This window comes from Sutcliffiella rhizosphaerae, from assembly GCF_917563925.1.
In the GTDB taxonomy this organism is placed as follows: Bacteria; Bacillota; Bacilli; order Bacillales; family Bacillaceae_I; genus Sutcliffiella_A; species Sutcliffiella_A rhizosphaerae.
Map to the genome: position 1 here is coordinate 23,655 of NZ_CAKJTJ010000015.1, position 25,346 is coordinate 49,000.

A 25,346-nucleotide genomic window follows, 5' to 3' on the forward strand; every position below is an offset into this window, starting at 1 on the left:
CGTTGGAAACTATACAAATTCTTTCCCTTTGACCTTTTTCGTAAACTTTTTTGCTTTAATCCTAGACTTAAGAACTTAATTAAAATAGCCCTTGAGCTGAACTCAAGGACTATTTCTAGATCTTTTATTTTTTCGTGACAGCTTCCAAAGCAACTTCCATCATATCACTGAAAGTAGTTTGGCGTTCTTCGGACGTAGTTTCTTCCCCTGTCAGGATGTGGTCACTTACTGTAAGAACAGATAGCGCTTTACGATCGTATTTCGCAGCTAATGTATAAAGTGCAGCTGATTCCATTTCGATTGCAAGTATCCCGTATTTAGCCCATTTTTCTAGTTCTCCATTATCGTTGTAGAACATGTCGGCAGTAAACACGTTTCCAACCTTCAAGTTAAGTCCTTTTTCCACTCCAACGTCATATGCTTTTTTCAAAAGTTCAAAATTAGCAGTTGGTGCATAATCCACTCCACCGAAAGTCAAGCGGTTCATCTGTGAATCTGTTGATGCACTCATTGCAAGGATAACGTCCCGCACCTTAACATCCTTTTGAATGGCTCCACATGTTCCAACTCGAATTAAATTTTGTACATTGTATTCGTTCATTAACTCATTGATATAAATAGAGATAGATGGAACTCCCATTCCTGTTCCTTGAACAGAAATGCGTTCACCTTTATATGTCCCGGTAAAGCCGAGCATTCCTCTTACTTCGTTATAACAAACTGCATCCTCTAAAAAAGTTTCCGCAATGTATTTTGCACGCAATGGGTCGCCAGGCAACAGTATTGTTTCTGCAATATCCCCTTGTTTTGCTCCAATATGTACACTCATTTTGTTACCTCCTAATAAAACTTACCGTTGTCATTTTACAACAAAGACTACTATACCATATATTACCCATGTTACAAAAGAATCTCTCGCGAAATAACGCATTCTTTTCCTTTTTCAGCAAAAGCTAATCCTGTAGTGAGCAATTCAAAACCTGAAGGTGATTTTCAAAGGAAAAAATAGATCAAGCAAAGCAGAAAACAGCGCAACCACATACCTCTAAGCGTAATAAGAAACAAAGTTAAAATATAAGGAGGAATCATAATGGGAAAAAAACATCGTAACCGAATTAATGGGCAAAAAAAGAACAACCACATCCCTCCAGAAGCTATTGAAGCTGAACAAATTGCACATGAAAAAGAGTATTCACCTAAAGGACGCAAAAATGGCCCAGGAAACCATCAATAATAACGAAAAGAAAGGGCAAAGCCATCCTTTGCCCTTTTATAATAGAAGTGTTTGCTCATACTCTAGCCGAATAAATGATACAACAAGTGAGTCTGAAATTTAAACCTATTATATTACTAGGTGGCTATAGAGCCAGATTTTCTAAAATTATCTAATTGCCACTCGGTTTATTTTCTTCCATCCCCCAAATTCCAGTCTGTAATACGAAATTCCCAATGTTCCTTCATCAATCATAATAATATCGCCTGTTGCTATAAATCTGCCTGAGTACGCCTTTGGTATGCTGTCTGTTACATTGAATTTCTTATAAATTTTATTTACTACTTCGGCATGACTTCCGCCTTCAATCGTTAAACGAAAAACAGGTACATATCCTTTTGATTCGCCATAGTTTGGTGTTTGCATAATGGTGACATCATAATCCCCATCACCAATCTTAATCATTCTTTTAAGTGCTAACATTCTCTTCACCCCTTAGCGATTAATCTATATAGAATATTAGCAACTCACTGTGTCGAATCCTTCATCAAAAAACATATTGTTTTGTCGAATGGAAAAAAAATAAACGAAAAAAGTTTCTTCATGATTATATATTACCTTTCATACAATAATGCGAGGTGATTTTATGCTTTCGAAATGGTTTTCTTCTTTCTCCAATAAAGTTGAAAATAGCCCACTTCAGTATAATCAAATATGTTCATCTGCAGATGTCGAGTTCCTAACTAAGAACTGGCAAAGTGAAAAAAAAGAAATAAAACCGACAATCGAGGAAAGGAAATTGCTTGTTACTATTAGGGAGGAAACAATTAGGCACAATAGAAACAACATTACAAGAACTAATGCCTACCTAGACTTTTTCAAAGAGCATGAAGAAGTACACTGGGCATTTTTAGCTCATATGGTCTCTCGAAACGGAGGCTGGAATATGACAGATTTGAAAGCAAGCCATATTTCTTCTCTGCTTTCCTATGAAACTACCGCAATTTTATTTCGATTTTTAGAAAAAGCAAACTATCTTATTTTTAAAGATGCTTTTCCACAATTATTAATTTGGAAAGAGAGCAAAAAAAGGGAAAAATCACTTTTTCACCTTTTACCATTGTTGAAAGTATCTACTTTTATGGAGCCTGTTTGGAATCAGTTTTTTCAAACAAGCAACAAAGAATTACTAACTGTAGCTCTCATAATAAACGAACAATCATTGATTGAAGAAAATCTACTAAGAAACCCTTTTTATCAGCAAAAAGTTCTAAGTAATTTTACGTTTCAACTCCAAGAGAAATTAGGTTTCACCCTCGTACTTTTCCCTTATCATAAAGGGTCGTCAGTTTTTTTAACTGGCCTTATAGTAGATCAGTTTTCCTCTCTTATAACTAGAATTGATGTAGGAAAAAAATTATATTGTCTTCTCTTTAAAAAATTTGTGAAAAAAGGGGCCATTCAGTTTTGTGACGGCTCCATCCATACAGGGTCAAGATCGGATTATTATCCCGAAATCTTTTCAATCCATAAAAACAGCCATAAGATATTTAGTCCCCCTCTTCAAATAGTATGGCAAGATGTACACCATCCTAGTTCCACTCCCAAAGACTGGTTTACACATCCTGATCATATTATTAGTTTGCTCTCCTTACCTCAAAAGGCAGAAGTCATTGAAATGGACAATGTTCATAAAAAAAACCTAATCAAGCTATCTGGCATGACAGAATTACATGGGATTTTTTCTACCCAATAAAAAAACGACGAGAATGATAGCTCGCCGTGACTTCCTTATTCATGTCATACCTAGGTGGTGTTTGGAAAAGCAGAGATGTTATTCAATCTCCTCATCAATAATGCATTTTTCCAATAGATAGTCAAACGTGATATCCGCCAAATCCTCAATCTCACTCTCAGCTGGAACATATCCCCGCCTTACCAGCTCATTGTAAAAGAACTCGGCGATCTCCTCTGTATCAATAATTACCTCGATTTCTTTCACAATATCACCCCTCAATAAAGGTTTATGTAAATCGTCATAGATATATGTCTTACTATCTATATTAATCCAATAGCATGTTTAATTGCTATCATTGTTTTAAAAATCTCTGGCATATTTAATTAATAAAAGTCATACATTGGGAAAAAGACAAGCATCCGCTAGGAGGAGATCCCATTATGAAGAACTTTATGTCCGATATTGAGAAATTAGGAGACGAAGATTTTTTATTACCAATATTAGATAAACTATCCGATAAAATTGTATTATTAACTACTATTGTTGGGATTCCATGCTTCTTTTACTTACTTTTTCAATTTTCCTATTCATTTCTCTAACTGACCTTGTTTCTTGCCATCCATGTACTTTCTTAGGTTTTTCATCACAAGCAGCATCACTTCTTTGTATTCTTCATCACCGAATACTTCATATAATACTTTATAATCGTTATACACATCCAACAATCCGTCAATAATTCTCTGATACTCTTTGTAGTATTCTTCTTTTTTATAATGCTTGTTTGAACCTGTCATCGGATTATACAACTCCAAGCTTGTATTTTCTTTGTTGAACATGTAGGATAAGCCCAATTTATGAATAAGGATTTCTGCGTGTTCATGATGGACAACCATTGTCAATTCTTCCTCCCCAGCCTCCAGCCACTCACCATCAGATAATCTTGTCATTTCATAAATGATATCTTCCCACGAATCTTCTTTGTATCTCCATATTTCTGTGCGAAATCCAACAATCTTGAATAGTTCTTTTCCATACCCGGCTACATGGACAATATCTCCGATGAAATATAAATACTTTATATCCAATCGCTCTGTAATAAGAACTTTTCCTTCATATTCCGAAACAAATGCCAAGGTTTCTTCCTGGTACAACCCCTCACTGGAATTTACCTCATATACGTACACACCATCTATTAGCTTCATGTCCGTTACTTTACCGACAGTACCATAGATAGTAATGACAACAATGTCACCAATTTTATATTTGGGTTTATTAGGTTTCCTATTCTTTCCCATCACTATTTCTCCTCGTTTAACACTATGGCTTTTGTAGTAATGTAGTATATGCAGTTAATGAGCAAATCGCTAAAGGTCTAAAGTAAAAAGTCATATTATTGTGCGATTGGAAAAAACATAAAAAGCACGTACTCCAAACTGGAGTACGTGCTACAAAACTCAAACATCCTGTTTATACAATTCCCAAGCCTTATCAAAAGTTGACATACTATCTAAATACTGCCCATTCATTTCCAGGTAACTGCTGATTTCATGATAATCTACCGAGTTTTTTGGAAAAGCATGATCATCATATGCATGATTAGCAAACGTGCTGATTTCATCTTTTTTAAGTGCATGGCGAAATTTCATCATGTAGTGATAAAATGATTTATTCATTCAAGACCCACCCAGTTTTTCTATCATTCTACATGATAATAGGGAAAACGAACAAGCTTTAACTACTGAAATCGAAATAGTTTCTCTTTAGTAATCTAGGTTTTCCCATCAATTCTTCAAATGAAAGAACTGTCTCGATTTTCGTAGTATCAATAAGAAACAATTGATTTTCAATTTCTTTTGTTATGCTTTCTTTTTGGTATTCCATGCCACAAAGAGAACAAGCAACAGAAGGTGTTCCTGTGATGGTTATTGCTTTCGTACCGTCTGGCAGCTCCCAATAAACAGTACTATTAGATTGAATTGCATCATTACTTTGACACCATTCACATGTTATCATGCAATTCCCTCCTTAGCTGCTTTCACTTTTATTCTCTTCATTTACAGTATTATATTTTTTTTGTTGTGCTTGGTATTTTTTCTCCTTTAACTCATCTCTTTTATCGCGTTTATCTTTTAATGAAGCATGCGAGGGATTTGTTTCATAGTCTTTTCGACGATTCAATCTATTTAGGCCTTCTGGTACTAAGTTAAACTGAGAATCATTCATTAAGGAAGCAATACCTATGTTTGAGCGTTTTGCTTCCATATCAGAATATATTTGGCCAAAATATGATTCAGCAGTTCCAGGTACATAATTTTCCGGTTCTGGATAAGTAGTAATTACGCCCTCAAAATTACGTAGTACGACTTTGTTAGCACTTTGCGAAATAATATAATTTGGTTGCACGGCTATTTTCCCTCCGCCACCAGGAGCATCGACCACAAAAGTTGGTACTGCATACCCACTTGTATGTCCCCTGAGCCCTTCAATTATTTCTAATCCCTTGGATATTGGAGCACGAAAATGTCCAATCCCTTCTGATAAATCACATTGATAAATATAATATGGTCTGACACGGATCTTTACGAGATCATGCATTAATTTTTTCATAATTGGTACGCTGTCATTTATTCCGGCCAATATGACCGCTTGATTGCCTACTGGTACTCCTGCGTTTACAAGCATTTCACAAGCAAGCTTTGATTCTTCTGTAATTTCAATGGATGTATTAAAGTGTGTGTTCAACCAAACAGGGTGATATTTTTTTAAGATATTACATAGATTTTCCGTAATACGTTGTGGAAATACGACTGGTGCCCTTGTTCCAATTCGGATAATTTCGAGATGTGGAATTGCCCTTAAATTTTTTAGAATATACTCCAGTATTTGATCATTAATGAGTAGTCCGTCTCCTCCAGAAATGAGACAGTCTCTAATTTGATCATTTGCTGCGATATATGCTATTGCTTCATCTAATTGTTTTTTAGGTACTCCCATACCAATTTGCCCTGAGAACCGCCTTCTCGTACAGTATCTACAATACATAGAGCATTGATTTGTAACAAGAAACAACACTCTGTCTGGATATCTGTGTGTCAGCCCTGGTACAGGAGAATCCTCGTCTTCATGTAGTGGGTCTTCAAGATCATATTTCGTTTTGTATATTTCTTTTGATATGGGAACAGACTGCATTCTTATTGGACACCGTGGATCGTCTGAATTCATGAGCGAAGCATAGTATGGTGTGATATTGAGTGGTATTGTTTTGGTAGAAATCTTCACACCTTCCTCCTCCTCAGGTGTGAGATGGATGACCTTCTTTAAATCTTCTAGGGTCCGGATTGTATTGGTGAGTTGCCATATCCAATCATTCCATTGTTCATCTGAAACATTTTGCCATAGCTCTATATCTTTCCAGTGTCTGGTAGGCTTGTATAAATCCATTTTCATTCTATCTCCTCCCTTTCCTTTTCACATGCAATAACTGTGCCAACTATCTATCACCTAGCTATTACTTATATATGAAAAAAGAGGAGAACTTGTTATTTACACTTAGCTGCCAATTTTTCGGCATTTTCCAAGCGCACTTTATGTCCATTTACTTTAAAACTGATTTATACTTTCTTGACAATATGAACTTAAGAACTATTATGATATGGGGAATTGCTTATCATTCTTCACTTTCCTGCCGATTTTATCTTTGTAAGCTTATATTGAAGTGTTTGTCTTGGAACGTCCAAAAGTTTTGCTGCTTGCAATACATTACCATCCGTTTTTACCAAAGCTTCATTAATTAATTTTTCTTCTGTTTGTTGTAGAATGGATTTTAAAGAGCTGTTTCTACCATCCTTTTTTTTCACTGAAGTGTTCTGAAATTTAGAAGGAAGATGGCAAAAAGATATCGCTTCATCCTTTGAAACTAAACTCAAATATTCCAATGTATTTAATAGCTCCCTTACATTTCCTGGCCATGTATAGGACTTTAAAAGTTCTTCCACTTCAGGTTGGATATTTTTTTGGCTTTGTTGAGTTAGGAAGTGATGAATTAATAATGATACATCCTTAGGGCGATTTCTTAATGGCGGAATATGGATCGAACATGTATTAAGTCTATAATAAAGATCTGAACGCAGCTTCCCATCTTCCACACATTTTTCAGGAGATTCATTCATTGCCGTAATAATTCTTACATCCACTCGCAAAGAACTTGTGCCGCCAACTCTCCGTATAAAACCGTCTTCAAGTACTCGGAGCAACTTTGCTTGAAGTTCCTTTGACATAGAGTTCATTTCATCTAGAAAAAGAGTCCCGCCATTTGCCATTTCAAATAACCCTGCTCTTTCTGTAGCACCTGTATAGCTTCCTTTTGTTGTTCCAAATAATATACTTTCTAGCAATGTTTCTGGTATTGCACCACAATTTTGGGCAATAAACGGGGCTAGCTTTCTTGGAGATTCCTTATGGATACCCTGTGCAATAATTTCTTTTCCCGTGCCAGTTTCACCAAAAATGACGATTGGTAATGAGGATGCTGCAAATAATTTTGATTGTGTTATAATCTGGAGACACTCTTTATCATCAGTAATAAAATCCTTTAAAGAATAAGGGATCTCAAAGGTTGCTTCTATATTAGTCGTCGAAGTTTTATATACTTTTGATTGCAAATCCATTAATTTATGTGATAGCAATTTCAATTGTCCATAATTTTTAGCTATTTCGACAGCACCTAAAAGTGACTCTCCGGACATAATAGGAATAGTAGTATTAACAGTTTCTAATATTTGCCCATTTTGATTTTCATAGCGTTGTTTTTGATGATAGATGGCTTTTTTAGTTTTTAAGACCTTCAAAAGTGTACTAGTTTGTTCTGTTAAGGACGGAAATACGGAAAGAATATGTTTTCCCAATACTTCCTCCTGCTTCATGCCATCATAATTTGCAGCAACTCTATTGTAATAAATGGAGTAACCATTCTGGTCAACAGCGTGAATAGCCTCATCAATTCCATCCAAAATAGCTATTATCATTTCTTTCGATAGTGGTTGAGTCTGGTTCATAATAGACCGCCTAATTTCCGTCTAAGATTGCCAAGTTTTTGGCATTTTTATTAGTTAAATCTTTATACCAGACATTCATATCTTCCATCTTATCAAAGATATAACAGTTGTTTTTAAGTCTTCCAGTATAAGTATAATGAAGATTTTGTAAAACCGCATTCATCCCAAATGATAAAGACCTGGCAATCGAATAACTGCAATATATTTGCTTATTCAATAGCTCCTTTTCTAAAGAGCGTATGATGTGATTCATGTACCCGCCTTTACGATTTCCAGGTAAAGTTGCACAATCCGTTATTTCGGCATTTTTATACGTGTTATTTATTTCAGCTGAGGCTGCAGCGATAATATATCCTTTCTCTTCCATCAACATAAAAATAGTTCCCGTATCTATTTGTTCCTCTATATAAGATGGCTGATCAATTGGTACAGGATATATACTAAAAACAGAAGAATAAAAGTTAGATAATCGTTCCGCATCATCCTTAGTAGCTATTCTCAAAATAAGTGAAGAGTCCAAATTATTCAGTCCCTTATTTTCCCTATTTCTTACATTTCCTAGAATCGTATCCTCATCACACCACCATTCACTGTTATATCTTTCTGATGAATTATATTTACAAAGAAAGTACATGTCACTCCCTAAAAAATATCCCGGTACGACAGCTTCCAGTAAGAAACCAACTTCTAACAGCTGCTTGACGAATTCTTTTCTTGTTTTGATAATTATTTTTTCAACATTTGAATCATTGCCCCATGATTGTATTTGGTTGATAATGTTTAAAACATCTCCTCTGAAGTCTTCAATTTTAAGTCGTTTGTTATGAAGATCTCTATATCCATATAAGTAATAAGATTCCGTTGAAACAATTAGATTTTCCCCATTGTTGTTTGTCATGTTATCCCCCCTATATACCCTTTCGCCATTATATTGAAAAATCCCCTATTTAATTTAAGTAAAGTTACTTTACACCTTTAAATATTCACCAAACCAAAGGATTTCCTTCTTTCTTACGGCGTGCTGAAGCTAGATCCTGTCTTCTAACTTCAGTTACCGAACCTATTTAAAAAACCTCCTGTGCGACAGGAGATCATTTTTCAGCAATTTCACACCAATCTATTAAAAGGGAAGCAATAATTTCAGCCGCTTTCATCATCTGATCAATTTTAATATATTCATTAGGATAATGGGCTACCTCTGTAGTACCTGGTCCAAAAACAATTGTGGGTGTATTTAATAAAGCTGTAAACAAACCTCCGTCTGTACCCCAAGGTGAAGCTTCTAAGGTTGGTGATTGTCCCGTAACCTTTTCAAAATTTGACTCTAGTAACTTGAGAAATGTGTGATCTTCCTTTATTGATCCAGGTACCCACTGGGCTCCGAACCATTCCAATTGAACTGGATTTTCTTTTAACCATGGATCAATTTCTTCCAGTGAAACAAGGGCTTCACTCAATTCTTTTCGTACATCTTCCAATGTTTCGTGTGGACCAACACCAATTCTCCCTTCCATTAAAACGAGGTCAGGAACAGATGATGGCCAGTTACCTCCTTCTATTTTCCCAATATTGATGGGTAGAGGAATTGAGATACTTTTAAATAATGGATCAGAAACTTCACTGTTACGTTTTTGTTCAAGTTCATGGATTTTTTTTATTACAAGAGTTGCTTTTTCAAGGGCACTAACTCCTTCATATCTTGTACCCCCATGAGCTGCTTTTCCTTTTATGTTAATCCGAAACCACATGGAACCTTGCTGTTTCGGAAAAATTTTCATATTAGTCGGTTCAGGTATTATGACCGCATCCGCTTTATAGCCACGTACTATTGCTGCCAGGGTACCAGCCCCTCCACTTTCTTCTTCAATGACACTTTGGAAGATTATATCTCCCTTCAACTTGATTCCTAAATCCTTTATAGCAGATATCGCCATCAATAACGCTACGTTTCCACCTTTCATGTCTGTCGATCCACGCCCATACACTTTTCCATCTTCCACTTTTCCATCGTAGGGATCATTACGCCATTGCTTCATGTCTCCTTCTGGCACTACATCGATATGGCCATTTAAGATGATTGATTTTCCCCCACCTGCTCCACTCCACTTTGCCACTACATTCGGTGAATCATGAAAGTCTTTTCGACTTGAAACGAAATTTGGATGGGTACTCAATTCTTTCATATCTGGTTCCCAAATATCAATTTCCATTCCAATTTCCCTGCAAGTCTCGATAACAATTGCTTGTGCCTGTCTTTCATGCTCTGAAATACTTTTTTCCTGGACAAGTTTTTGGAGTAGTTTAATAGCATAACTTTCCCTTTTTTGCATATATTTTGTTATTTTTTCGGAATAACTCATCACCTTCATCCCTTCACCAATAGTCTAGTTCTCAACCCACTTTAACGTGACGGGGAATTCCTTTAGTACATCAAATTTGCTTCTGTTTTTTCTATTACTTGATTTAACGAGATACCCGGCATTAATTCTTTTAAGTGTAAGCCTTCGCTTGTTATTTCCATTACTGCTAAATCGGTGATAATAATATCCACGCAGCTAGGAGTAGTAATTGGCAATGAACATTTTTTCACAATTTTTGCTTGACCAGATTTGTCTACATGACTCATTAGTACAATGACTTTTTTTGCTTTTTGAGATAATTCCATCGCTCCTCCCATTCCTGGCACCCTTTTTCCTGGCACAATCCAATTGGCTAAATCTCCTTTTTCACTCACTTGTAATGAACCAAGTATAGTTATATCCAGTTTTCCTCGCCTAATCATTCCAAAGGCCAATGCACTATCAAAATAAGAACCTCCTTTAACAAGTGTTACTGGGTACCCTGCTGCATTGCATAGGTTCTCATCCTCCTTTTCAGGATCAGGTGTGCTACCCATACCAAGTACACCGTTTTCTGCCTGAAAAACAACGTGTATGTTTGATGAAAGATGATTTGGAACTAATGAAGGGATGCCAATACCAAGATTGACGACCATCCCATCTGAAATCTCCTGTGCCGCTCTTTTTGCAATCAAGTTCCGTATGTCTTTTCCCATACCCACTTCCAGTTCACTCCCTTACTTTGGATCATAAAATCTATATAAACGCCAGGCGTCACAATTGCTTCTGGATCTAAATGGCCAAGAGGAACAAATTCTTCTACTTCAACAATGGTAGTTTTTCCAGCCATCGCTACCAATGGATTGGTATTTCTGGCACTCTTGTCAAAAACTAAGTTTCCATATGGATCTGCTTGTTTGGCATACACAACAGAAACATCTGCAGTCAAAGCCATTTCAATAATAAAGTTGTCACCATTAATTTTTACTAATGACTTGTTTTTGGTGACGATTTCATTTGTAATACCAACATCCACTAGAATTCCACCAAGCCCTACTCCTCCTGCCCTAATTCTTTCTGCAAGGGTACCTTGGGGAGAAAATTCCACTTGAAGATTATTTTCTGTCATTAACTTTCCTGCTTCTGGATTTGAACCAATGTGTGAAGCTATCAACCTTTGAACTCTTCCTGCACAGACTACTTTTCCAATACCAATCGTAGGAAAACCAGCATCATTTCCTATCAGCGTTAAATCCTTCACCCCAGTTTCTAATACAAGGTCTACAAGTCTTGGCGGTGTTCCGACCCCACCAAATCCACCGAACATTATGGTCATGTTGTCATAAAAAAACTGATGTAATGTTTCCACTTCAACTATTTTTTGAAAACGATTATCCACTTTTTCCACCTGTCTGCACTCCTTACAAATGTCCTTGTAGTTCTTGTAGTGTCGATTCTAAGATGGTTATTAATTCATCGATTTCTTTTCTTGTAATGCATAGAGGTGGTGCAATAATTATTGCATCCCCCCCAATTTCTTCCACTCCAGCAGAAGCTGGATACACTAAAAGTCCATTTTTCTGTGCTAATTCTACAATTCTTGTTGTGACTGCTTTTTCAATCATAAAAGGATATTTACTCGACACATCTGCTACTATTTCCAATCCAAGCAATAATCCTTTTCCACGGACATCACCGATAATAGAGTAGGAGGTTTTCAGATTATTTAACTTCTCTTTTAAGTAGTCTCCCATTTTCCGTCCGTTTTCCACGAGTTTTTCTTTGTCTATATATTCTAGAACGGCATTGGCTACTGCAGCTGATTGCGGGTTAGCACTATAAGTATGACCGCTCATAACAACTTTGGATCCTTTCAAAATACTTTGAACAATTTTGTCAGATACAAGAGTAGCCGCTATGGGACTATAGCCCGCACTCATACCTTTTCCAATACAGATGATGTCAGGTGTCACTCCCCAATGTTCAATGGCAAACATTTTCCCAGTCCGACCTATCCCTGTCATCACTTCATCTGCAATAAAATGAATATCGTATTTTTTGCAGATTTCCGCAATTTTCTCATAGTATCCTTTTGGAGGGCATACTGCTCCAGCGGCAGCTCCAATTATTGGTTCTGCAACAAAAGCAGCTACCCTTTCTTTTCCTATTTCCTGTATTGCACGTTCTAAGTCATTTGCACATTGAAGATTACAGGCTGGATAGGAAAGATTAAATGGACATCTGTAACAATATGGTGGCTCTACTATTGGAGATTTCTCCAATAAGGGTTCAAACCTTTTCCTTCTTTGTTGATGCCCAGATAAGGACAAAGCTCCAATAGTTATTCCGTGGTAACTTTTCCATCTGGAGATAATTTGGTTTTTACTTTCCTTCCCTATCTCTTGCCAGTATTGAATCGATATCTTCATAGCAGTCTCTAACGCTTCTGTTCCACTATTTACAAAGAAAGACCAATTCACATCTCCAGGAGCAAGTGCCATTAACTTTGATGCTAAAGTTTCTGCTGCATGACTAGTAAATTGTGAACGGTATACAAAAGAAACTCTTGCTGCTTGGTCGGCCATCGCATCAATTACAGCTTGTACATGATGACCGATACTCGCAGTCACCGCTCCTGACGAACCATCAAGGTATCTCTTTCCTTCCTTATCGTACAAATAAACGCCATTTCCATGGCTGATAACAGGATATTCCTTATCCAAAAGCGGTTTAATTAGATAAGATTGATCCATAAACGATTACTCCTTTCCTGCATCTTTTTGTAACCGTTTACTAGCATGGTTAGTGCTTTTTAGATCGTGTCAGTTACTAGCTTACTAGTATTCTATGTATGAGTATGGAATTTCTTTCATACTATTAAGCATTTTCGACTGATTCATTCCTGTAATTGTTGCCAGGAACTTTGACGTGTTAATGGATCAGAGATTGGAGTTTGTTACGGAGATTAAAGCTGCATTGCAAAATTACAAAAAAGAGCCTGACCAGAAAGCCATTACTGATAGCTTTCTGCCAGTCTCTTTTTTTAGAAAATATGTTGAATGCCACAGTCCATTATACAGGGCTTAGTTTTAATCATTCTTATAACATTGAGACAGTCCAATGTTGCTTATACTTCTACCGTCTCTTTTATTGTTGTTTTCTTCGACATTGTTTTAATCATATCTCTTGCAACCCAGACACCACTTGCACTAGCTTGGGCAAGCCCTCTCGTTATGCCTGCTCCATCTCCACCAACGTATAGACCACCTATCTCTGTTTCAAATTTATCATTGATTTTAGGGCGGGCAGAATAGAATTTAGCTTCCACACCATAGAATAGTGTGTGCTCAGATGCTAGACCAGGTGTTACGTGATCTAACGCTTCCATCATTTCTACTAAGCTTTTCATTGTATTGTAAGGCAATACTAAGCCTAGATCCCCTGGAACTGCCTCTTTCATTGTAGGTTCCAAAAATCCTTCTTTTATTCGATTTGGGGTGGAACGTCTGCCTTTTAGAATATCTCCGTATTTTTGAACAATGAGACCGCCATTAGATAATCTATTTGCTAATTTGGATACTTCATGCGCATATTCCGTTGGCTGATCAAAAGGCTCAGAGAAGGTATGAGATACTAACAAAGCAAAGTTTGTATTTTGACTACCTAGAGCTGGGTCCTTATAGGCATGACCATTTGCAAGCATTATTCCTGAATGATTTTCTACCACCACATGGCCTGATGGATTGCTACAGAAGGTGCGAACTCGGGTTCCCACAGATGTGTTGAAAATAAACTTCCCTTCATATAAATGTTTGTTGATTTCCTGCATGACTACATTTGAGGTTTCCACACGCACCCCAATGTCGACTTGATTGTTAATCATTTTAAGACGACGTTTTTTAAGAATATCTGTTAGCCACTTTGATCCGTCTCTTCCTGGGCAAACCATGACTTTTTCTGCGTGTATTTCTTCACCATTTTTCAAGAGTATTCCTTTTATTGTGTGCTGACGGTCTATTTTTTCTGTTAGAATATCATCGACTTCCACTTTAAATTGCATATCAATTTTTGTTGTGAGGTATTCGTATATATCTTTTAAGATGGCAAGGTTTTGTTCTGTGCCTAGGTGGCGAACTTGTGCACGTAAAAGCTTAAGCCCAACAGCATACCCTTTTTTCTCGATTGCTTTTACCTCATCAGTAAGCGGATCTGTAATTGTTTCAGTTGCACCATGCTTTAGGTTAATTTGATCTACATATTTAATAAGATCTACAACCTTGGATTCTGGAAGATAGTCTGTCATCCATCCACCAAATTCACTAGTTATATTAAATTTACCATCGGAATAGGCACCTGCTCCCCCGAAACCATTGGTGATGGAGCAAGCTGGCAAACAACCAGCAAATTCTTTTCTTCCAGCAGCTGGTGGACACTTTTCAATTTTCTTTTGAAGTATCGGACAATTCCTTTTATAAATATCATGACCTTTATCAATTAATAAGACTTTTAGTTCTGGATTCAATAAAGTCAATTCATAGCTTGCAAAAATACCAGCAGGACCGGCACCAACTACTATCACATCGTAATTATTATTCATGTTGATTCCCCCGTGTCACTTCATTCGTTTTTACTATCAAACAATGGTAAATATAACAAATAATCGAGATAAGGTCAACCTTTTAGCGAATAATTACGAATTAAAATAAATTAATGTTCGGGTTTTTATTGTTTGATGTCGGATGTCAATTTATAGGTATATATCCCCGTTTGCGGAAAATATATGACGAAACCATTTATTATAAAATTAAAAAAGCGTCAACCCATTTGTTTGAGCCGACACTTTATTTCGTTCTATTATTTACAAATACAAGCCCCAACAATAATTAGCAAAATGAATAGTACTACAATTAATACAAATGGGCTTCCGCATCCATGTCCATATCCATATGCAGGACCTACAGCTTGAGGGTAGCCACATGGTCCACTTGTGTAGTAACAGTAATCGTGCATGGTCATCACTCCTGTTTAATATTTACACTTCTACACTATGTACTGGGTGGCTGTCCCGTATGTGCGAATGCCCATATTGAGAAAATACTATTTATGCTTTTCCATATTATCAATGATTTCCACCATATCCTTTAATGTTAGTTCAATACGATTATTCTCATTTGTCACTTGTTCGACACTTGCACTTATTTCCTCCATTCCTGCTGTTGCTTCCTCCATTAAACTCGCAAATTCACTTGTATGATGATCGGTCCTAGAAGTTTTCTCTTTTACATCTTTAGCATAATAATGAAAATGTTGTGCATCAGCAAGCAAAGCTGTTAAGGTTTCACCAATATGCTGAAAGTACTGATTAACTTCTTTCGTTGCCACCACATTTTTAGTCATTTCAATCGTGTTACGTCGAAGCATTTGTAACACTTCTTCTTTTGTCTCATGTAAAGAGGATAAGTTTTCCGTAATTTCTTTCGTAGTCTCACCAGTAGAGCTTGCAAGCTTCCTGATTTCCTCTGCGACAACAGCAAAGCCTTTTCCAGCTTCTCCTGCCCTCGCTGCTTCAATGGAAGCATTTAATGCTAACAAGTTTGTTTGTTCTGTTATTTTTTTTATGTGTTGAGTCAGTTTATTTGTTTCATCAATTTTTTCTGTAAGGACATGAAAAACAGATTCCATCTCTTTCACATCATTTGCAAATTGGTTCATGCTGTCCGTTAAGTCCACTGACTTTTTTTGCCCCTGCTCTGCTGCATTTTTAGTTTTATTGGTAAGCCCGTATAAATTGTTAGACTCAGATACAATATTATCCATTAGTAAAGTCACGTCATTTGTAAGCTCCGCAATTCCACTTATTTGATCGGCTTGTTTTTGACTTCCCGCTGATAATTCGTTAATTGTTTGTGATATCTCTCTTTGTGAGTGGATATTCAGGCTCAATCTTTCATTTACGTTACTTAGATGATCTATCAATTTTAACGCATCTTTTTGAAAAAGGTCTTGTCGAAGTTGCCTTTCCATATTTACTTCTTTCATGTCTTTAACTATTTTTTCAAAATTAAAAAAAAGTTTATTTCCAATTTTCACTTGGACGATAGTCACAATAAATAATACAAAGAAAAGCAAGACAATATTTCCAAGTTGACCATCTGTAAGTAAATTACCGTTCAAAAATGACCATAATGAGAAGGAAAATAAAATTAAACTCCCAATTCCTCCTACAATGAACACTTTTCGGTTTAAATAAATAGTTGCAAGCATGAGAACAAAAAAAGGAAGAGTAAACCCAGATAAAGAAGCTCCCCTACTCACTAAAATGGTAAAGAATACGAAAAAAGTGACAATAACCGCAAAATATGGAACTACATAATTGAACCACTTATTTCGTTTTGTCAATATGTACAAAATAATTCCTAAACAAAATGCTATTAGAATAGTGACAGTTATGACTGTTGCAGCGGGAATCAGGATATTGACGAGCAGACCTGCCCCATATGAAAAAAATATTACAAAAAACATTAACTTATTCTTACTAACTAAATCCTGAAATTTTAATTCACTTACACTTAGTAATGACATCTTTAATCCCCCACAAAAGAATCTTTCTCATTTACTTTTTTATAAATTATTACAATTCCTATCTATACTATTTATCTTCTTATAGTAATATTCTTCGCATCTTCTTCATTATCCTGCATTATTTGTTGAATTTTGCCATATGGAGGAAAAACTATACTTCAGCCTCGAGAATAGACTTTTCGTTAGGAGTTCTTTTAAACAATGTTTACTATTTAGTTAAAGACATACAAGATTCGATTGAACAATGCTTACTTCAAACTTTTATATAATCTCCAAGAAAATCCTTAAAAAGGTCACCTCAACTTTAATCCTGAGGTGACCTTCTATCAATTAAATAGCTTCTTATATTCGCCGTAGCCTTCTTTTTCTAGATCTTCGAAATGTATAAACCTTAATGCTGCAGAGTTAATACAATAGCGCAAGCCACCTGTATCCAGCGGACCATCTTCAAAGACATGACCTAGATGAGAATCTGCGTCTTTACTTCTTACTTCAGTACGGACCATTCGATGGCTGACATCCATTTCTTCCTTGATAGATTTACTATCAATAGGTTTGGTAAAGCTTGGCCATCCACAGCCTGCATCGTATTTGTCCCTTGAACTGAATAAAGGTTCTCCAGATATGATATCCACATATATCCCTTCGTCTGTTCTATCCCAATATTCATTTTGAAAAGGTGGCTCTGTTCCATTATTTTGGGTTACTTCAAATTGCATAGGAGTAAGTCTCTTCTTTAGGTCATCGCTTTTGTTTTTCCAATACTCTTTGATAAAAGTTTCCCTCCCAGACCCTGCTGCATACATTTTATAGCGAAAAGGGTTTTTCTTGTAATATTTCTGATGATATTCCTCGGCAGGGTAAAAAGGTTTTGCAGGCAAAAGCAATGTAGCAATCGGTTTAGTAAACCGCCCACTTTCCTCCAACCTTTTTTTTGATTCCTCAGCCATTTGACGCTGCTCTTCTGAATGATAGAATATGGCGGTCCGATAGGAATCACCTCGATCATGAAACTGGCCACCTGCATCAGTTGGATCAATTTGCATCCAAAATATTTCCAATAGTTGTTGATATGAAAATACACTTGGATCAAATGTAATCTGAACAGCTTCAAAATGACCAGTCGTTTCAGAACATACCTCTTTATAAGTAGGGTTTTCTTTATGCCCACCTGTATATCCTGAGATAACTTGTTCAATCCCTTCCTGCTCATCGAAAGGTTTAACCATGCACCAGAAACATCCTCCAGCAAATGTAGCTCTTTCTAAAGGGCTATTCATAAGAACTCATTCCCCTCTTTTGAATCGTTTAGCTGCATTATACCAATATACATGAAGAATTCATAATGTCTTGCTTAATCAGATTCCTATGTTTTATGCTAAAATAGATTGTTCGATTGTATTTTCTTCGAATAGTTTAGGAGGGTAAATTAGATGAAAAAGAAAGTAGAAGTATATATATTAGCAGGGTTTCTCGGCAGTGGTAAAACAACGCTCCTTACACAAATGTTAAAAGAAGAGCAACAAGCAAACAGAAAAGTGGCAGTCGTTATGAATGAACTGGGGAAGGTATCCATTGATTCAGATGCAGTACCTAAAAGCACCCCATTGTCTGAGCTTTTCGATGGATGTATTTGTTGTACGATTCAAGAAAAACTAGAATCTACCTTGCAAGAGCTTTTATTAAACAATGATCTAGATGCTATATATATTGAAACAACCGGTGCAGCACATCCCATTGAAGTATTGGATACGATTTTATCTCCAATTTTTGTAGAGCAATTTACAAGTCCAAAAATCATCACTCTTCTCGATATTCTAAGATGGAGAGATAGAGATATACTTTCCGTCCAAATAAAGCAACTTATTAGGGAACAGGTTAAGCACGCTGAGATGCTCATTATCAATAAAGTAGACCTAGTAAGTGAAGCCGAGGTGGGAAGCATATTATTTGAACTTCAAGCGATTAACCCTCATGCAAAGACACTTTTAACTAATTTTTCTAAAATTCCACCGAAAAGCTGGATGCAAACACATAGTCTCGAAAGAAGCGCACACACTTCAACACATGTAAAAGATAATCTGTATCTAAAAACATTTGTATATCAATTCCAATCTTCCATTGATTTAAATGAATTTGAAGACTGGTTGAGAAAGCTCCCAGAAACCATTTACCGTATCAAAGGATATATAAACTTTAAAAATACGAGCGGGATCTATTTATTCCAATATTCCTATGGAACACCGTTATACATGAAAGAATTAGTAAAAGTCCCTTTGAATCTTGTACTGATAGGTGAAAATTTAAATACAGAACAAATTAAAGCGGAGTTGCAAGATCTTGAAAACAAATAACCAATTCAAAAAAGGATTTACCTTCTTGCTTAAATAAATTGCTTAATAATCGATTTTAGAAAAGGAACAATGCCTTTTTTACTTGTAATCAAATAGAGATCAAACGTAATTAAAAACTTAAATTCAACATTAACCCAATTTGTGAATACCCTGATAGAAATACACTGTATTAGCTAGGGGGAAAACTATGATTGAAATTGCAGGAAAGCCTTTTGATAAAAGTACATTTAAACCAGACGAAAAGTTTCAGAAGCTTATTTTAGATAAATTAATAAGTGATAATGCAACACATAGTTACTTAAATATTGGTGAGTTAAAATTTGAGTTGACTTATCGGCAAAATCTAGTTGCGAGTGCAGCTGCGATGAGTGAAGGTGATGCACGTTTTGAGACGTTCGCAGGTTCACAATGCAACCCAAAGTACTGGACATTAACAAGCAATGGTGGATTTCTTCTACGAAAAGGTGTCTCACCTGCTGATGCGATATTGGATATATATAAAAATAGTGGTGAGTATGCCTACGAATGTGCAACCGCAAAGGTGATCATTTTATACCATGCTTTACTTAGTACCATCGGGAAACGGTTGTTTGATCATGCATTCCAAGATCTTTACTTATACAGTTGGCATTTTGACCCTGATCTTGTAATAGATTCCACTTACACCTATCATTTTATTCCTGGTGATATCGTCTACTTTGATAACCCGGACTTTAATCCTGTCACTTTTTGGTGGAGGGGCGAAAATGGTTTGTATATGGGGGATGAAAAATACTTCGGACATGGTATTGGCATTCAAAGTTCAGATTACATTATAGAATTTCTCAATGGTACAAGGAAGCCTGATAGTAATATCCCTGCAAAGCTTACCGATTATGTTGCTAGACCAGATTTCCGTCAAGTTTCCAGGCTTCTTCATCAATTTCCATTACAAAACAGAAAATATTTGCATACCGTCATTCACCATGATACTGCTTCTATTTCATGTAACCGTTATTTACAATTGTTACACCATTTATATTTTGAAGAAGCTGCTGATTAGAGTAACCCTAACTTAATGCGTATTTTGTAATTCTCTCAATATTTCAAAAGCTCGATCACCTGCGCTTAATAGGAGTTCTTCCCATATTTTATCTCGTTGCTGATCAAGTTTTATTATTTCATTTGCTAATTTGATTGATTCTGACATTTGATTGGTCTCCATTGCCCATAGTCCCCTTTCCAATTAATGTCGTATATTCTTTTTTCAGTTCACTAAGAGTATAGGAGGATAAATGATTACTATCACTAAAAAATCCTGCTTCTACGAGCGTCCTTGTATAATATTCCCTTGCCTCATCAATAGCATTACTTATTAGCTTTGCCATTGTCCTCACCTCGCTTTTCCTATGAGTTTACCAATACACCTAGTACCAATACCTTATTTTTGTTAGAATATTTAACACGAAACTTTGGGAATTTTATATTTATATGTCAGCTTTTCTTACAAACATACAGGTTTATAGGAAGGAAATGATCTATACTTGTAGTAGGAGATGCAGATAGGAAGTGAATAACCATGGCACATGAAGATCATTCTTTAAAGGAAAGAAAAGTCATCTCGATTGGTACGGTACGTGATTTAACTGGGTTATCTGAACGACAAATTCGTTATTATGAAGAAAGAAAATTGATATTCCCAGCACGAACCGGTTCTGGTATCAGAAAATATTCCTTCTCAGACGTTGAGCGTTTAATGGAAATAGCAAATCAAATGGAAGAAGGCGTACAAACACATGAAATACGTCGTGAATGGAAAAAGAAAGAGAAAGAAAATGAAAACTGGAAAAAGCAAATGTTAAAAGGACAAATTCAAGCTCACTTTAAGCAAAGTAGACAATAAGAATTGATGGGTATAATTATTTAATGAGATGCAGAGCCTATAAATTAAAGGAGGCGTTAAAATGGCATCCCCATATTTATGCCCAAACTGTAAGACAAATCGGTCACGCTTTAATATTATCGAGCAAGTTGCAAAATCAGTAAAACTTAATCCGCAGTCTGGAGAAGTGGTTGAGGAGTTTACCTCTGAAAACCTAGAACCATTCCATATTCCTTACAAAGGTCCATCCCAAAAGGTACAGTGTGCAGCATGCGGGTTAGTTGAAGATGAACAGTTATTTATTAAAAGAGCTGAACATCAAAACGGATAAGCGGCGAAAGTTTTTCGTCTGCTTATCCGTTTTGTTACGAATCTACACGATCAATAAAAGTCTTAATTTCCTCTACAAATCTTCTAGGCTCCTCTAACATACCCATATGCCCTGAATGTTCCAGAAGAACTTTTTTAACATGATCTCCATCCGTTATAAAAGTTTTTTCTTGAGGGATAACGCGATCTTCTTTACCTGCAACTAACAGGAGAGGACCTTGATAATTTTTTATGAAGCTAGATCTATCTATTCTATTTTTCATTGCTTGGAGGGTGCCTATGGCTCCTTGTGGTGTAGTCTGATAACCTAATTTTTTTGTAAATTCCACTTCCCCTTTATGACTTTCAAGGTTTTCCGGTGAAAATAATTTAGGCACTAAATCAGTCACAAATTCATTTATTCCTTGATTGTTTATCTGAATTATCCCTTTTTCTCTGCCTATTTTACTTTCTTCACTATCAGCGTAAGGAGTTGAATGGATTAATCCTAATCCTGCTATAAGATTAGGTTCATTTTCTGCCAATGCCAAAGCTACATATCCTCCCAGAGAGTGTCCAAGTACGACTGATCTTTCTATTTCTAAGCTGTCGAGGAGTTTCTTCACATCATCTGCCATTTCATCCACAGTAAACTCGTCTTCTGCCACAGCGGAATGACCATGTCCCCTTAAATCAATGGCAATCACTCTATTTTTTTCTGAGAGTTCTTCTAAACAATATTTCCAATACTCATTTGAGCCGCAAAAACCATGCAGTAATACGATGGGAAGACCAATTCCCCTGTCTTCGTAATATAAGGAAATACTATTGGTAACCACTTTTTCATACCCAGCCATTTTCCTGCCCCTTTCGTTACGTCCTATTCGTTATTTTACCACTTACCCATTGTCCTTAAACAATGAAAAATAGTATCTTCTTGAAATATCAAAAATGATTGGTTAACAGTCGAGCCTTTCGTGCATATCCATGAAGCAATATCAATAATTTGGATAGGGGGACAAAGATGCTTCATTATAGCTATGAACAGGCTGGAAGATACCAATCCCTTGCTGACTATTATAAATATATCAATCTTGACAAACACTTATATTACTATAAATATTACTATCGTTATATGTATCAGTTAGTAAGTCAAGCAAATGTCGAGAGAATGAATCTTGTACAATTGCAAGATACTAACAAAATTCGTTTTTTACATGCATCCCCTAATACTCCAGAAGTTGACATTCATATAGATGACCATCTGATTATGACTCTATTTCGTTACACGAATAGTAGTGGATATTATGAAATTCCCAAAAAGAATTTCCATGTTACTATTAATTCGAAAGAAAATAAAGAAACCCCGTTACTATCCAGAACTATCCAAGCAGAAGAAAATACTAGTTATACTATAGCTTTGACTGGAGTAAGTACTGAATTGGAGCTTATAATGATCAAGGATGATGAAACACTCCCTATGAATGAATCCAAGTTCCGAATATGGCACTTATCCCCCGATACTCCTACTATGGATGTTGCAGTAAAAAAGGGGGATGTTGTCTTCCCGGATATATCCTATTCTGATATGTCGCCTTATTTAGGAATAACTCCGATGACAGTAGATTTGGAAAAACGGCTTGCTGGAACAAAGGAAGTTATTTTTTCATTAAACAGAGTTAACTTTAACCCAAATTTAAGTTACACAATTGTTATCATTGGTTTCTCCAAAGGCTCACCAGCTCTTGACACCGTTTTCCTTGTTCCTTAGCAAAACAAAAGTGCTCAACCAAAATTTGATTGAGCACTTCTTTTCTATCTTATTAGCACCAAGCAGCACCAACAATGATTAAAAGAATAAACAATACTACAATTAAAACGAATGAACTTCCGTAACCAGGGTAACCTGCACCTGCCACTGGTCCGTAGCCGTATCCGCCGCCGCATCCACACCAACTCATAGCTGTCACCTCCTCTTATAAGCAATATTCATACATTTTTATTTAATAATGTAATATACCTGCCCCTACAATCACCAATAAGATAAACAGAACAACTATTAATGCGAATCCTGAGCCATAACCAGATCCACCCATGCTCTCCACCTCCCCCTCTTTTCTAATACATAATGTATTCACAAATGACTTATTGGTAAAGGCAAATGCCCAGTTCCGAAAAAAATTGGGTTTTTTACGTAGCGGTATTTGACTGGTATTATAAAATGACTCTCTCCTTACTACTTTAGTTGTAAAATGCAAAAAAAGATGCCCACTTAAAATTGGACATCTTTTGGTCTCTAGTCCTCAACAGGTACTAGTAAATTTAGTTTTATATCATTTTGCTCTAAGTCAAACCTGGAAAATTGTACTTTTGTGTCACTTTGCAGCTCCAATTCCTGTAATGACACATAAATACTTTGCTCGTTAGGTATGATCTCTACCCATTCTGGAAGTGGATAATTATCTGCTACATATTTTAGAACCATTGATACTGGCACTTGCAGTCTACCAATTGACATCGAGTCCTGCTTTAACATAATATCACCATTTTCCTGAACTTCAGGAATAAATGTCATGGTGAGGGGAATATCTCTTTCAAATACGGTCATTTCCCCGCGTAATTCTACTCTGTCAGTCAAGAGTACCTCATAATTGAGTGGTCTTCTAGTTTCTTTTTCTAAATAATATTGAATAAGCGCATTGATATCTTGCTTATCTGATTGAATCGTCAATGCGACCCTTTTCCTATCTTCCCCATTACCATTACCCATCAGCTTAAACTTTGTATTATTAGGTAGCAATGCAAGTATGATAGCAGATGCAGCTATTAAAATATTTATTATCAATAAACCTATAAATGCATTTTTCCAGTTGACAACTTTTTTCAAAATAACCATCACCACTATTCTTCTTCAAGCATTTCATCCACATCGGAATCTTCGTTAAAGCGATTTATTTCTTCAAGAATGTTGTTCCCTATTAATTGATACCCCTTTTGGTTAGGATGAAACTGATCATCATCAAGCAAATTTTCTTCTGGATCAAAGAAAATATTTTGAATTGGTACAAAAGCTGTATTTGGATATTTATCTAATACGGAAAGAGTCGTCTCGTTCCAGTTGGTCACAACCTCGTTCATTTCCTCTATCTCCTGAAAGAATTGATAAAAAGGATTAAATAGTCCCACTAAATATATTCTGCTACTATCATTATGCATCCGTACTTCGCCTAATACACTATCTAATCGGTCCGCATATAATTTCTGTTCTTTATCGAAAAGAGTGAACGTTAAATCAAGAAAATTTTCTCGAACTACTTTCATCAAATCATTTCCACCGACAGTTATAAATATTACATCCGCATTTTTAAGGGCTTCTTGTACTTCTGGGTCTTCTAGCCTTTTTAACAAATGGTTTGTTCTGTTTCCTCTTACACCTAGATTAGTAATTGTGACATTGTCTATATAGGATTTATCCTCATAGTAATCTTTTACAGTAGAAGTAAAACCACCTTTACCAGATTCATCACCAACACCCTGTGTTAAGGAATCTCCAAAAAATACAAGGTTAAATGAACGATCAAAGAACCCTTCAGGAACTTCCTCTTTCTCTTCAATGCTTGTAATTTTTTGTTGGTTTTCAATATTATCTTCTCTTTTAAAGAAATCTTGTAAAAGTTGCTTTTCCTGCTGATTTTCTCTTCTTTCCTTTACGCGCTCCGATACATAGCTTGAGGAATTTTCTGATGTACAACTAACCATACTAATTATTAATATGGCAAGTATTCCAATTACACTCCATTTTTTCATGTTTCAATCTCCTTATAGATTAGCCGTTCATCTAGGCTATTTTTAAAGGAATGCAATAACTGCAGTATACTTTTTATAACATAAATTAC

32 protein-coding genes are annotated in these 25,346 nt (G+C 36.0%); 8 read left to right on the top strand and 24 right to left on the bottom strand.

What is annotated here, in order from left to right:
* Window positions 1-124 precede the first annotated feature (124 nt).
* Window positions 125-829: a purine-nucleoside phosphorylase gene (deoD, locus tag LRP81_RS13670; protein WP_230501992.1), complete on the bottom strand. Its 705-nt coding sequence runs from the start codon at window positions 827-829 to the stop codon at window positions 125-127.
* Window positions 830-1,090: 261 nt separating this feature from the next.
* Here deoD and LRP81_RS13675 point away from each other — a divergent pair, with 261 nt between their 5' ends.
* Window positions 1,091-1,234, top strand: a complete 144-nt coding sequence (locus LRP81_RS13675; RefSeq protein ID WP_230501994.1) for a hypothetical protein — start codon at window positions 1,091-1,093, stop codon at window positions 1,232-1,234.
* Between the two features lie 147 nt (window positions 1,235-1,381).
* On the opposite strand, the gene LRP81_RS13680 is transcribed toward LRP81_RS13675, so the two are convergent.
* The gene (locus LRP81_RS13680; protein WP_230501996.1) at window positions 1,382-1,696 is read right to left on the bottom strand and encodes a hypothetical protein; all 315 of its coding nucleotides are present in this window, start codon (window positions 1,694-1,696) and stop codon (window positions 1,382-1,384) included.
* A 163-nt stretch (window positions 1,697-1,859) separates the two neighbouring features.
* Here LRP81_RS13680 and LRP81_RS13685 point away from each other — a divergent pair, with 163 nt between their 5' ends.
* Window positions 1,860-2,969, top strand: coding sequence for a DUF2515 family protein (locus LRP81_RS13685; RefSeq protein WP_230501998.1), 1,110 nt, complete (start codon window positions 1,860-1,862; stop codon window positions 2,967-2,969).
* Window positions 2,970-3,047: 78 nt separating this feature from the next.
* Here LRP81_RS13685 and LRP81_RS13690 read toward each other — a convergent pair whose 3' ends face one another.
* Window positions 3,048-3,215, bottom strand: a complete 168-nt coding sequence (locus tag LRP81_RS13690) for a YozD family protein (RefSeq protein WP_230502000.1) — start codon at window positions 3,213-3,215, stop codon at window positions 3,048-3,050.
* 176 nt (window positions 3,216-3,391) lie between these two features.
* Between LRP81_RS13690 and LRP81_RS13695 the strand changes: the two genes are divergently transcribed.
* Entirely contained in the window at window positions 3,392-3,550 is a 159-nt protein-coding gene (locus tag LRP81_RS13695) for a hypothetical protein (protein ID WP_230502002.1), read from the top strand.
* Here LRP81_RS13695 and LRP81_RS13700 read toward each other — a convergent pair.
* The 14 genes from LRP81_RS13700 to msrA all read right to left on the bottom strand — a co-directional run bounded on the left by LRP81_RS13700 (window position 3,539) and on the right by msrA (window position 18,206).
* A complete protein-coding gene (locus LRP81_RS13700; RefSeq protein ID WP_230502003.1) occupies window positions 3,539-4,246 on the bottom strand; it encodes a hypothetical protein in 708 nt (235 codons plus the stop codon). The genes LRP81_RS13695 and LRP81_RS13700 overlap by 12 nt on opposite strands.
* Before the next feature lie 159 nt (window positions 4,247-4,405).
* A complete protein-coding gene (locus LRP81_RS13705) occupies window positions 4,406-4,624 on the bottom strand; it encodes a YozE family protein (RefSeq protein ID WP_230502005.1) in 219 nt (72 codons plus the stop codon).
* Between the two features lie 58 nt (window positions 4,625-4,682).
* On the bottom strand, window positions 4,683-4,961 hold the full coding sequence (locus LRP81_RS13710) for a YokU family protein (RefSeq protein WP_230502131.1): 279 nt from the start codon (window positions 4,959-4,961) through the stop codon (window positions 4,683-4,685).
* A 15-nt stretch (window positions 4,962-4,976) separates the two neighbouring features.
* Window positions 4,977-6,398, bottom strand: coding sequence for a lysine 2,3-aminomutase (gene kamA / locus LRP81_RS13715; protein ID WP_230502006.1), 1,422 nt, complete (start codon window positions 6,396-6,398; stop codon window positions 4,977-4,979).
* Window positions 6,399-6,625: 227 nt separating this feature from the next.
* Window positions 6,626-8,005, bottom strand: a complete 1,380-nt coding sequence (locus tag LRP81_RS13720; protein ID WP_230502009.1) for a sigma-54 interaction domain-containing protein — start codon at window positions 8,003-8,005, stop codon at window positions 6,626-6,628.
* 10 nt (window positions 8,006-8,015) lie between these two features.
* Window positions 8,016-8,903, bottom strand: a complete 888-nt coding sequence (ablB, locus tag LRP81_RS13725; protein WP_230502011.1) for a putative beta-lysine N-acetyltransferase — start codon at window positions 8,901-8,903, stop codon at window positions 8,016-8,018.
* 193 nt (window positions 8,904-9,096) lie between these two features.
* Window positions 9,097-10,368: a peptidase gene (locus LRP81_RS13730; protein WP_399207748.1), complete on the bottom strand. Its 1,272-nt coding sequence runs from the start codon at window positions 10,366-10,368 to the stop codon at window positions 9,097-9,099.
* Between the two features lie 59 nt (window positions 10,369-10,427).
* A complete protein-coding gene (locus LRP81_RS13735; RefSeq protein WP_230502014.1) occupies window positions 10,428-11,066 on the bottom strand; it encodes a 3-oxoacid CoA-transferase subunit B in 639 nt (212 codons plus the stop codon).
* Window positions 11,036-11,752, bottom strand: coding sequence for a 3-oxoacid CoA-transferase subunit A (locus tag LRP81_RS13740; RefSeq protein WP_230502016.1), 717 nt, complete (start codon window positions 11,750-11,752; stop codon window positions 11,036-11,038). Before LRP81_RS13740 ends, LRP81_RS13735 begins: the two co-directional genes overlap by 31 nt.
* A gap of 13 nt (window positions 11,753-11,765) precedes the next feature.
* Entirely contained in the window at window positions 11,766-13,097 is a 1,332-nt protein-coding gene (locus LRP81_RS13745; protein ID WP_230502018.1) for an aspartate aminotransferase family protein, read from the bottom strand.
* A 374-nt stretch (window positions 13,098-13,471) separates the two neighbouring features.
* Entirely contained in the window at window positions 13,472-14,941 is a 1,470-nt protein-coding gene (locus LRP81_RS13750; protein WP_230502020.1) for an NAD(P)/FAD-dependent oxidoreductase, read from the bottom strand.
* Between the two features lie 257 nt (window positions 14,942-15,198).
* Window positions 15,199-15,354 (bottom strand): YjcZ family sporulation protein, encoded by a 156-nt coding sequence (locus LRP81_RS13755; protein WP_230502021.1) that lies wholly within the window; start codon window positions 15,352-15,354, stop codon window positions 15,199-15,201.
* A gap of 87 nt (window positions 15,355-15,441) precedes the next feature.
* On the bottom strand, window positions 15,442-16,926 hold the full coding sequence (locus tag LRP81_RS13760; RefSeq protein WP_230502023.1) for a methyl-accepting chemotaxis protein: 1,485 nt from the start codon (window positions 16,924-16,926) through the stop codon (window positions 15,442-15,444).
* A gap of 326 nt (window positions 16,927-17,252) precedes the next feature.
* Window positions 17,253-18,206, bottom strand: coding sequence for a peptide-methionine (S)-S-oxide reductase MsrA (gene msrA, locus LRP81_RS13765; RefSeq protein WP_230502025.1), 954 nt, complete (start codon window positions 18,204-18,206; stop codon window positions 17,253-17,255).
* A 153-nt stretch (window positions 18,207-18,359) separates the two neighbouring features.
* On the opposite strand from msrA, the gene LRP81_RS13770 reads away from it, so the two are divergent.
* Both LRP81_RS13770 and LRP81_RS13775 read left to right on the top strand, forming a co-directional pair.
* Window positions 18,360-19,280, top strand: coding sequence for a CobW family GTP-binding protein (locus LRP81_RS13770; protein ID WP_230502027.1), 921 nt, complete (start codon window positions 18,360-18,362; stop codon window positions 19,278-19,280).
* 187 nt (window positions 19,281-19,467) lie between these two features.
* The gene (locus LRP81_RS13775) at window positions 19,468-20,322 is read left to right on the top strand and encodes a protein-glutamine gamma-glutamyltransferase (RefSeq protein ID WP_230502029.1); all 855 of its coding nucleotides are present in this window, start codon (window positions 19,468-19,470) and stop codon (window positions 20,320-20,322) included.
* A 12-nt stretch (window positions 20,323-20,334) separates the two neighbouring features.
* Here LRP81_RS13775 and LRP81_RS23230 read toward each other — a convergent pair whose 3' ends face one another.
* On the bottom strand, window positions 20,335-20,469 hold the full coding sequence (locus LRP81_RS23230) for a hypothetical protein (RefSeq protein ID WP_263458247.1): 135 nt from the start codon (window positions 20,467-20,469) through the stop codon (window positions 20,335-20,337).
* Window positions 20,441-20,647, bottom strand: a complete 207-nt coding sequence (fbpA, locus tag LRP81_RS13780) for a Fur-regulated basic protein FbpA (RefSeq protein ID WP_230502031.1) — start codon at window positions 20,645-20,647, stop codon at window positions 20,441-20,443. The genes LRP81_RS23230 and fbpA overlap by 29 nt, the downstream gene beginning before the upstream one ends.
* Before the next feature lie 191 nt (window positions 20,648-20,838).
* Here fbpA and LRP81_RS13785 point away from each other — a divergent pair, with 191 nt between their 5' ends.
* Together LRP81_RS13785 and LRP81_RS13790 are read left to right on the top strand one after the other, a co-directional pair.
* The gene (locus LRP81_RS13785; RefSeq protein ID WP_230502033.1) at window positions 20,839-21,162 is read left to right on the top strand and encodes a MerR family transcriptional regulator; all 324 of its coding nucleotides are present in this window, start codon (window positions 20,839-20,841) and stop codon (window positions 21,160-21,162) included.
* A 61-nt stretch (window positions 21,163-21,223) separates the two neighbouring features.
* Window positions 21,224-21,472 carry a DNA alkylation repair protein gene (locus LRP81_RS13790; protein WP_230502035.1) on the top strand — a complete coding sequence of 83 codons (249 nt, stop codon included), beginning with the start codon at window positions 21,224-21,226 and terminating at the stop codon, window positions 21,470-21,472.
* A 34-nt stretch (window positions 21,473-21,506) separates the two neighbouring features.
* Here LRP81_RS13790 and LRP81_RS13795 read toward each other — a convergent pair whose 3' ends face one another.
* Window positions 21,507-22,307: an alpha/beta fold hydrolase gene (locus LRP81_RS13795; RefSeq protein WP_230502037.1), complete on the bottom strand. Its 801-nt coding sequence runs from the start codon at window positions 22,305-22,307 to the stop codon at window positions 21,507-21,509.
* 167 nt (window positions 22,308-22,474) lie between these two features.
* Here LRP81_RS13795 and LRP81_RS13800 point away from each other — a divergent pair, with 167 nt between their 5' ends.
* Window positions 22,475-23,221: a DUF4397 domain-containing protein gene (locus LRP81_RS13800; RefSeq protein ID WP_230502039.1), complete on the top strand. Its 747-nt coding sequence runs from the start codon at window positions 22,475-22,477 to the stop codon at window positions 23,219-23,221.
* Window positions 23,222-23,273: 52 nt separating this feature from the next.
* Here LRP81_RS13800 and LRP81_RS13805 read toward each other — a convergent pair whose 3' ends face one another.
* From LRP81_RS13805 to LRP81_RS13820, 4 genes are all read right to left on the bottom strand, one after another.
* A complete protein-coding gene (locus tag LRP81_RS13805) occupies window positions 23,274-23,411 on the bottom strand; it encodes a YjcZ family sporulation protein (RefSeq protein WP_230502041.1) in 138 nt (45 codons plus the stop codon).
* A gap of 42 nt (window positions 23,412-23,453) precedes the next feature.
* On the bottom strand, window positions 23,454-23,546 hold the full coding sequence (locus LRP81_RS13810) for a YjcZ family sporulation protein (protein WP_230502043.1): 93 nt from the start codon (window positions 23,544-23,546) through the stop codon (window positions 23,454-23,456).
* Window positions 23,547-23,746: 200 nt separating this feature from the next.
* A complete protein-coding gene (locus LRP81_RS13815) occupies window positions 23,747-24,337 on the bottom strand; it encodes a YpmS family protein (RefSeq protein ID WP_230502045.1) in 591 nt (196 codons plus the stop codon).
* 14 nt (window positions 24,338-24,351) lie between these two features.
* Window positions 24,352-25,257 carry an SGNH/GDSL hydrolase family protein gene (locus LRP81_RS13820; RefSeq protein ID WP_230502047.1) on the bottom strand — a complete coding sequence of 302 codons (906 nt, stop codon included), beginning with the start codon at window positions 25,255-25,257 and terminating at the stop codon, window positions 24,352-24,354.
* Between the last annotated feature and the right edge of the window lie 89 nt (window positions 25,258-25,346).

Excerpts from the sequence above, each read along its gene's own strand:
- LRP81_RS23230 (WP_263458247.1), bottom strand. The coding sequence starts at position 20,469 with ATGTCAGAATCAATCAAATTAGCAAATGAAATAATAAAACTTGATCAG.
- LRP81_RS13800 (WP_230502039.1), top strand. The coding sequence starts at position 22,475 with ATGCTTCATTATAGCTATGAACAGGCTGGAAGATACCAATCCCTTGCT.
- LRP81_RS13705 (WP_230502005.1), bottom strand. The coding sequence starts at position 4,624 with ATGAATAAATCATTTTATCACTACATGATGAAATTTCGCCATGCACTT.
- LRP81_RS13790 (WP_230502035.1), top strand. The coding sequence starts at position 21,224 with ATGGCATCCCCATATTTATGCCCAAACTGTAAGACAAATCGGTCACGC.
- LRP81_RS13805 (WP_230502041.1), bottom strand. The coding sequence starts at position 23,411 with ATGAGTTGGTGTGGATGCGGCGGCGGATACGGCTACGGACCAGTGGCA.
- LRP81_RS13755 (WP_230502021.1), bottom strand. The coding sequence starts at position 15,354 with ATGCACGATTACTGTTACTACACAAGTGGACCATGTGGCTACCCTCAA.
- LRP81_RS13775 (WP_230502029.1), top strand. The coding sequence starts at position 19,468 with ATGATTGAAATTGCAGGAAAGCCTTTTGATAAAAGTACATTTAAACCA.
- kamA (WP_230502006.1), bottom strand. The coding sequence starts at position 6,398 with ATGAAAATGGATTTATACAAGCCTACCAGACACTGGAAAGATATAGAG.
- LRP81_RS13680 (WP_230501996.1), bottom strand. The coding sequence starts at position 1,696 with ATGTTAGCACTTAAAAGAATGATTAAGATTGGTGATGGGGATTATGAT.
- LRP81_RS13745 (WP_230502018.1), bottom strand. The coding sequence starts at position 13,097 with ATGGATCAATCTTATCTAATTAAACCGCTTTTGGATAAGGAATATCCT.
- LRP81_RS13810 (WP_230502043.1), bottom strand. The coding sequence starts at position 23,546 with ATGGGTGGATCTGGTTATGGCTCAGGATTCGCATTAATAGTTGTTCTG.
- LRP81_RS13750 (WP_230502020.1), bottom strand. The coding sequence starts at position 14,941 with ATGAATAATAATTACGATGTGATAGTAGTTGGTGCCGGTCCTGCTGGT.
- LRP81_RS13695 (WP_230502002.1), top strand. The coding sequence starts at position 3,392 with ATGAAGAACTTTATGTCCGATATTGAGAAATTAGGAGACGAAGATTTT.
- fbpA (WP_230502031.1), bottom strand. The coding sequence starts at position 20,647 with ATGGCAAAGCTAATAAGTAATGCTATTGATGAGGCAAGGGAATATTAT.
- LRP81_RS13760 (WP_230502023.1), bottom strand. The coding sequence starts at position 16,926 with ATGTCATTACTAAGTGTAAGTGAATTAAAATTTCAGGATTTAGTTAGT.
- LRP81_RS13675 (WP_230501994.1), top strand. The coding sequence starts at position 1,091 with ATGGGAAAAAAACATCGTAACCGAATTAATGGGCAAAAAAAGAACAAC.
- LRP81_RS13720 (WP_230502009.1), bottom strand. The coding sequence starts at position 8,005 with ATGAACCAGACTCAACCACTATCGAAAGAAATGATAATAGCTATTTTG.
- ablB (WP_230502011.1), bottom strand. The coding sequence starts at position 8,903 with ATGACAAACAACAATGGGGAAAATCTAATTGTTTCAACGGAATCTTAT.
- LRP81_RS13700 (WP_230502003.1), bottom strand. The coding sequence starts at position 4,246 with ATGGGAAAGAATAGGAAACCTAATAAACCCAAATATAAAATTGGTGAC.
- LRP81_RS13820 (WP_230502047.1), bottom strand. The coding sequence starts at position 25,257 with ATGAAAAAATGGAGTGTAATTGGAATACTTGCCATATTAATAATTAGT.
- LRP81_RS13685 (WP_230501998.1), top strand. The coding sequence starts at position 1,860 with ATGCTTTCGAAATGGTTTTCTTCTTTCTCCAATAAAGTTGAAAATAGC.
- deoD (WP_230501992.1), bottom strand. The coding sequence starts at position 829 with ATGAGTGTACATATTGGAGCAAAACAAGGGGATATTGCAGAAACAATA.
- LRP81_RS13785 (WP_230502033.1), top strand. The coding sequence starts at position 20,839 with ATGGCACATGAAGATCATTCTTTAAAGGAAAGAAAAGTCATCTCGATT.
- msrA (WP_230502025.1), bottom strand. The coding sequence starts at position 18,206 with ATGAATAGCCCTTTAGAAAGAGCTACATTTGCTGGAGGATGTTTCTGG.
- LRP81_RS13770 (WP_230502027.1), top strand. The coding sequence starts at position 18,360 with ATGAAAAAGAAAGTAGAAGTATATATATTAGCAGGGTTTCTCGGCAGT.
- LRP81_RS13795 (WP_230502037.1), bottom strand. The coding sequence starts at position 22,307 with ATGGCTGGGTATGAAAAAGTGGTTACCAATAGTATTTCCTTATATTAC.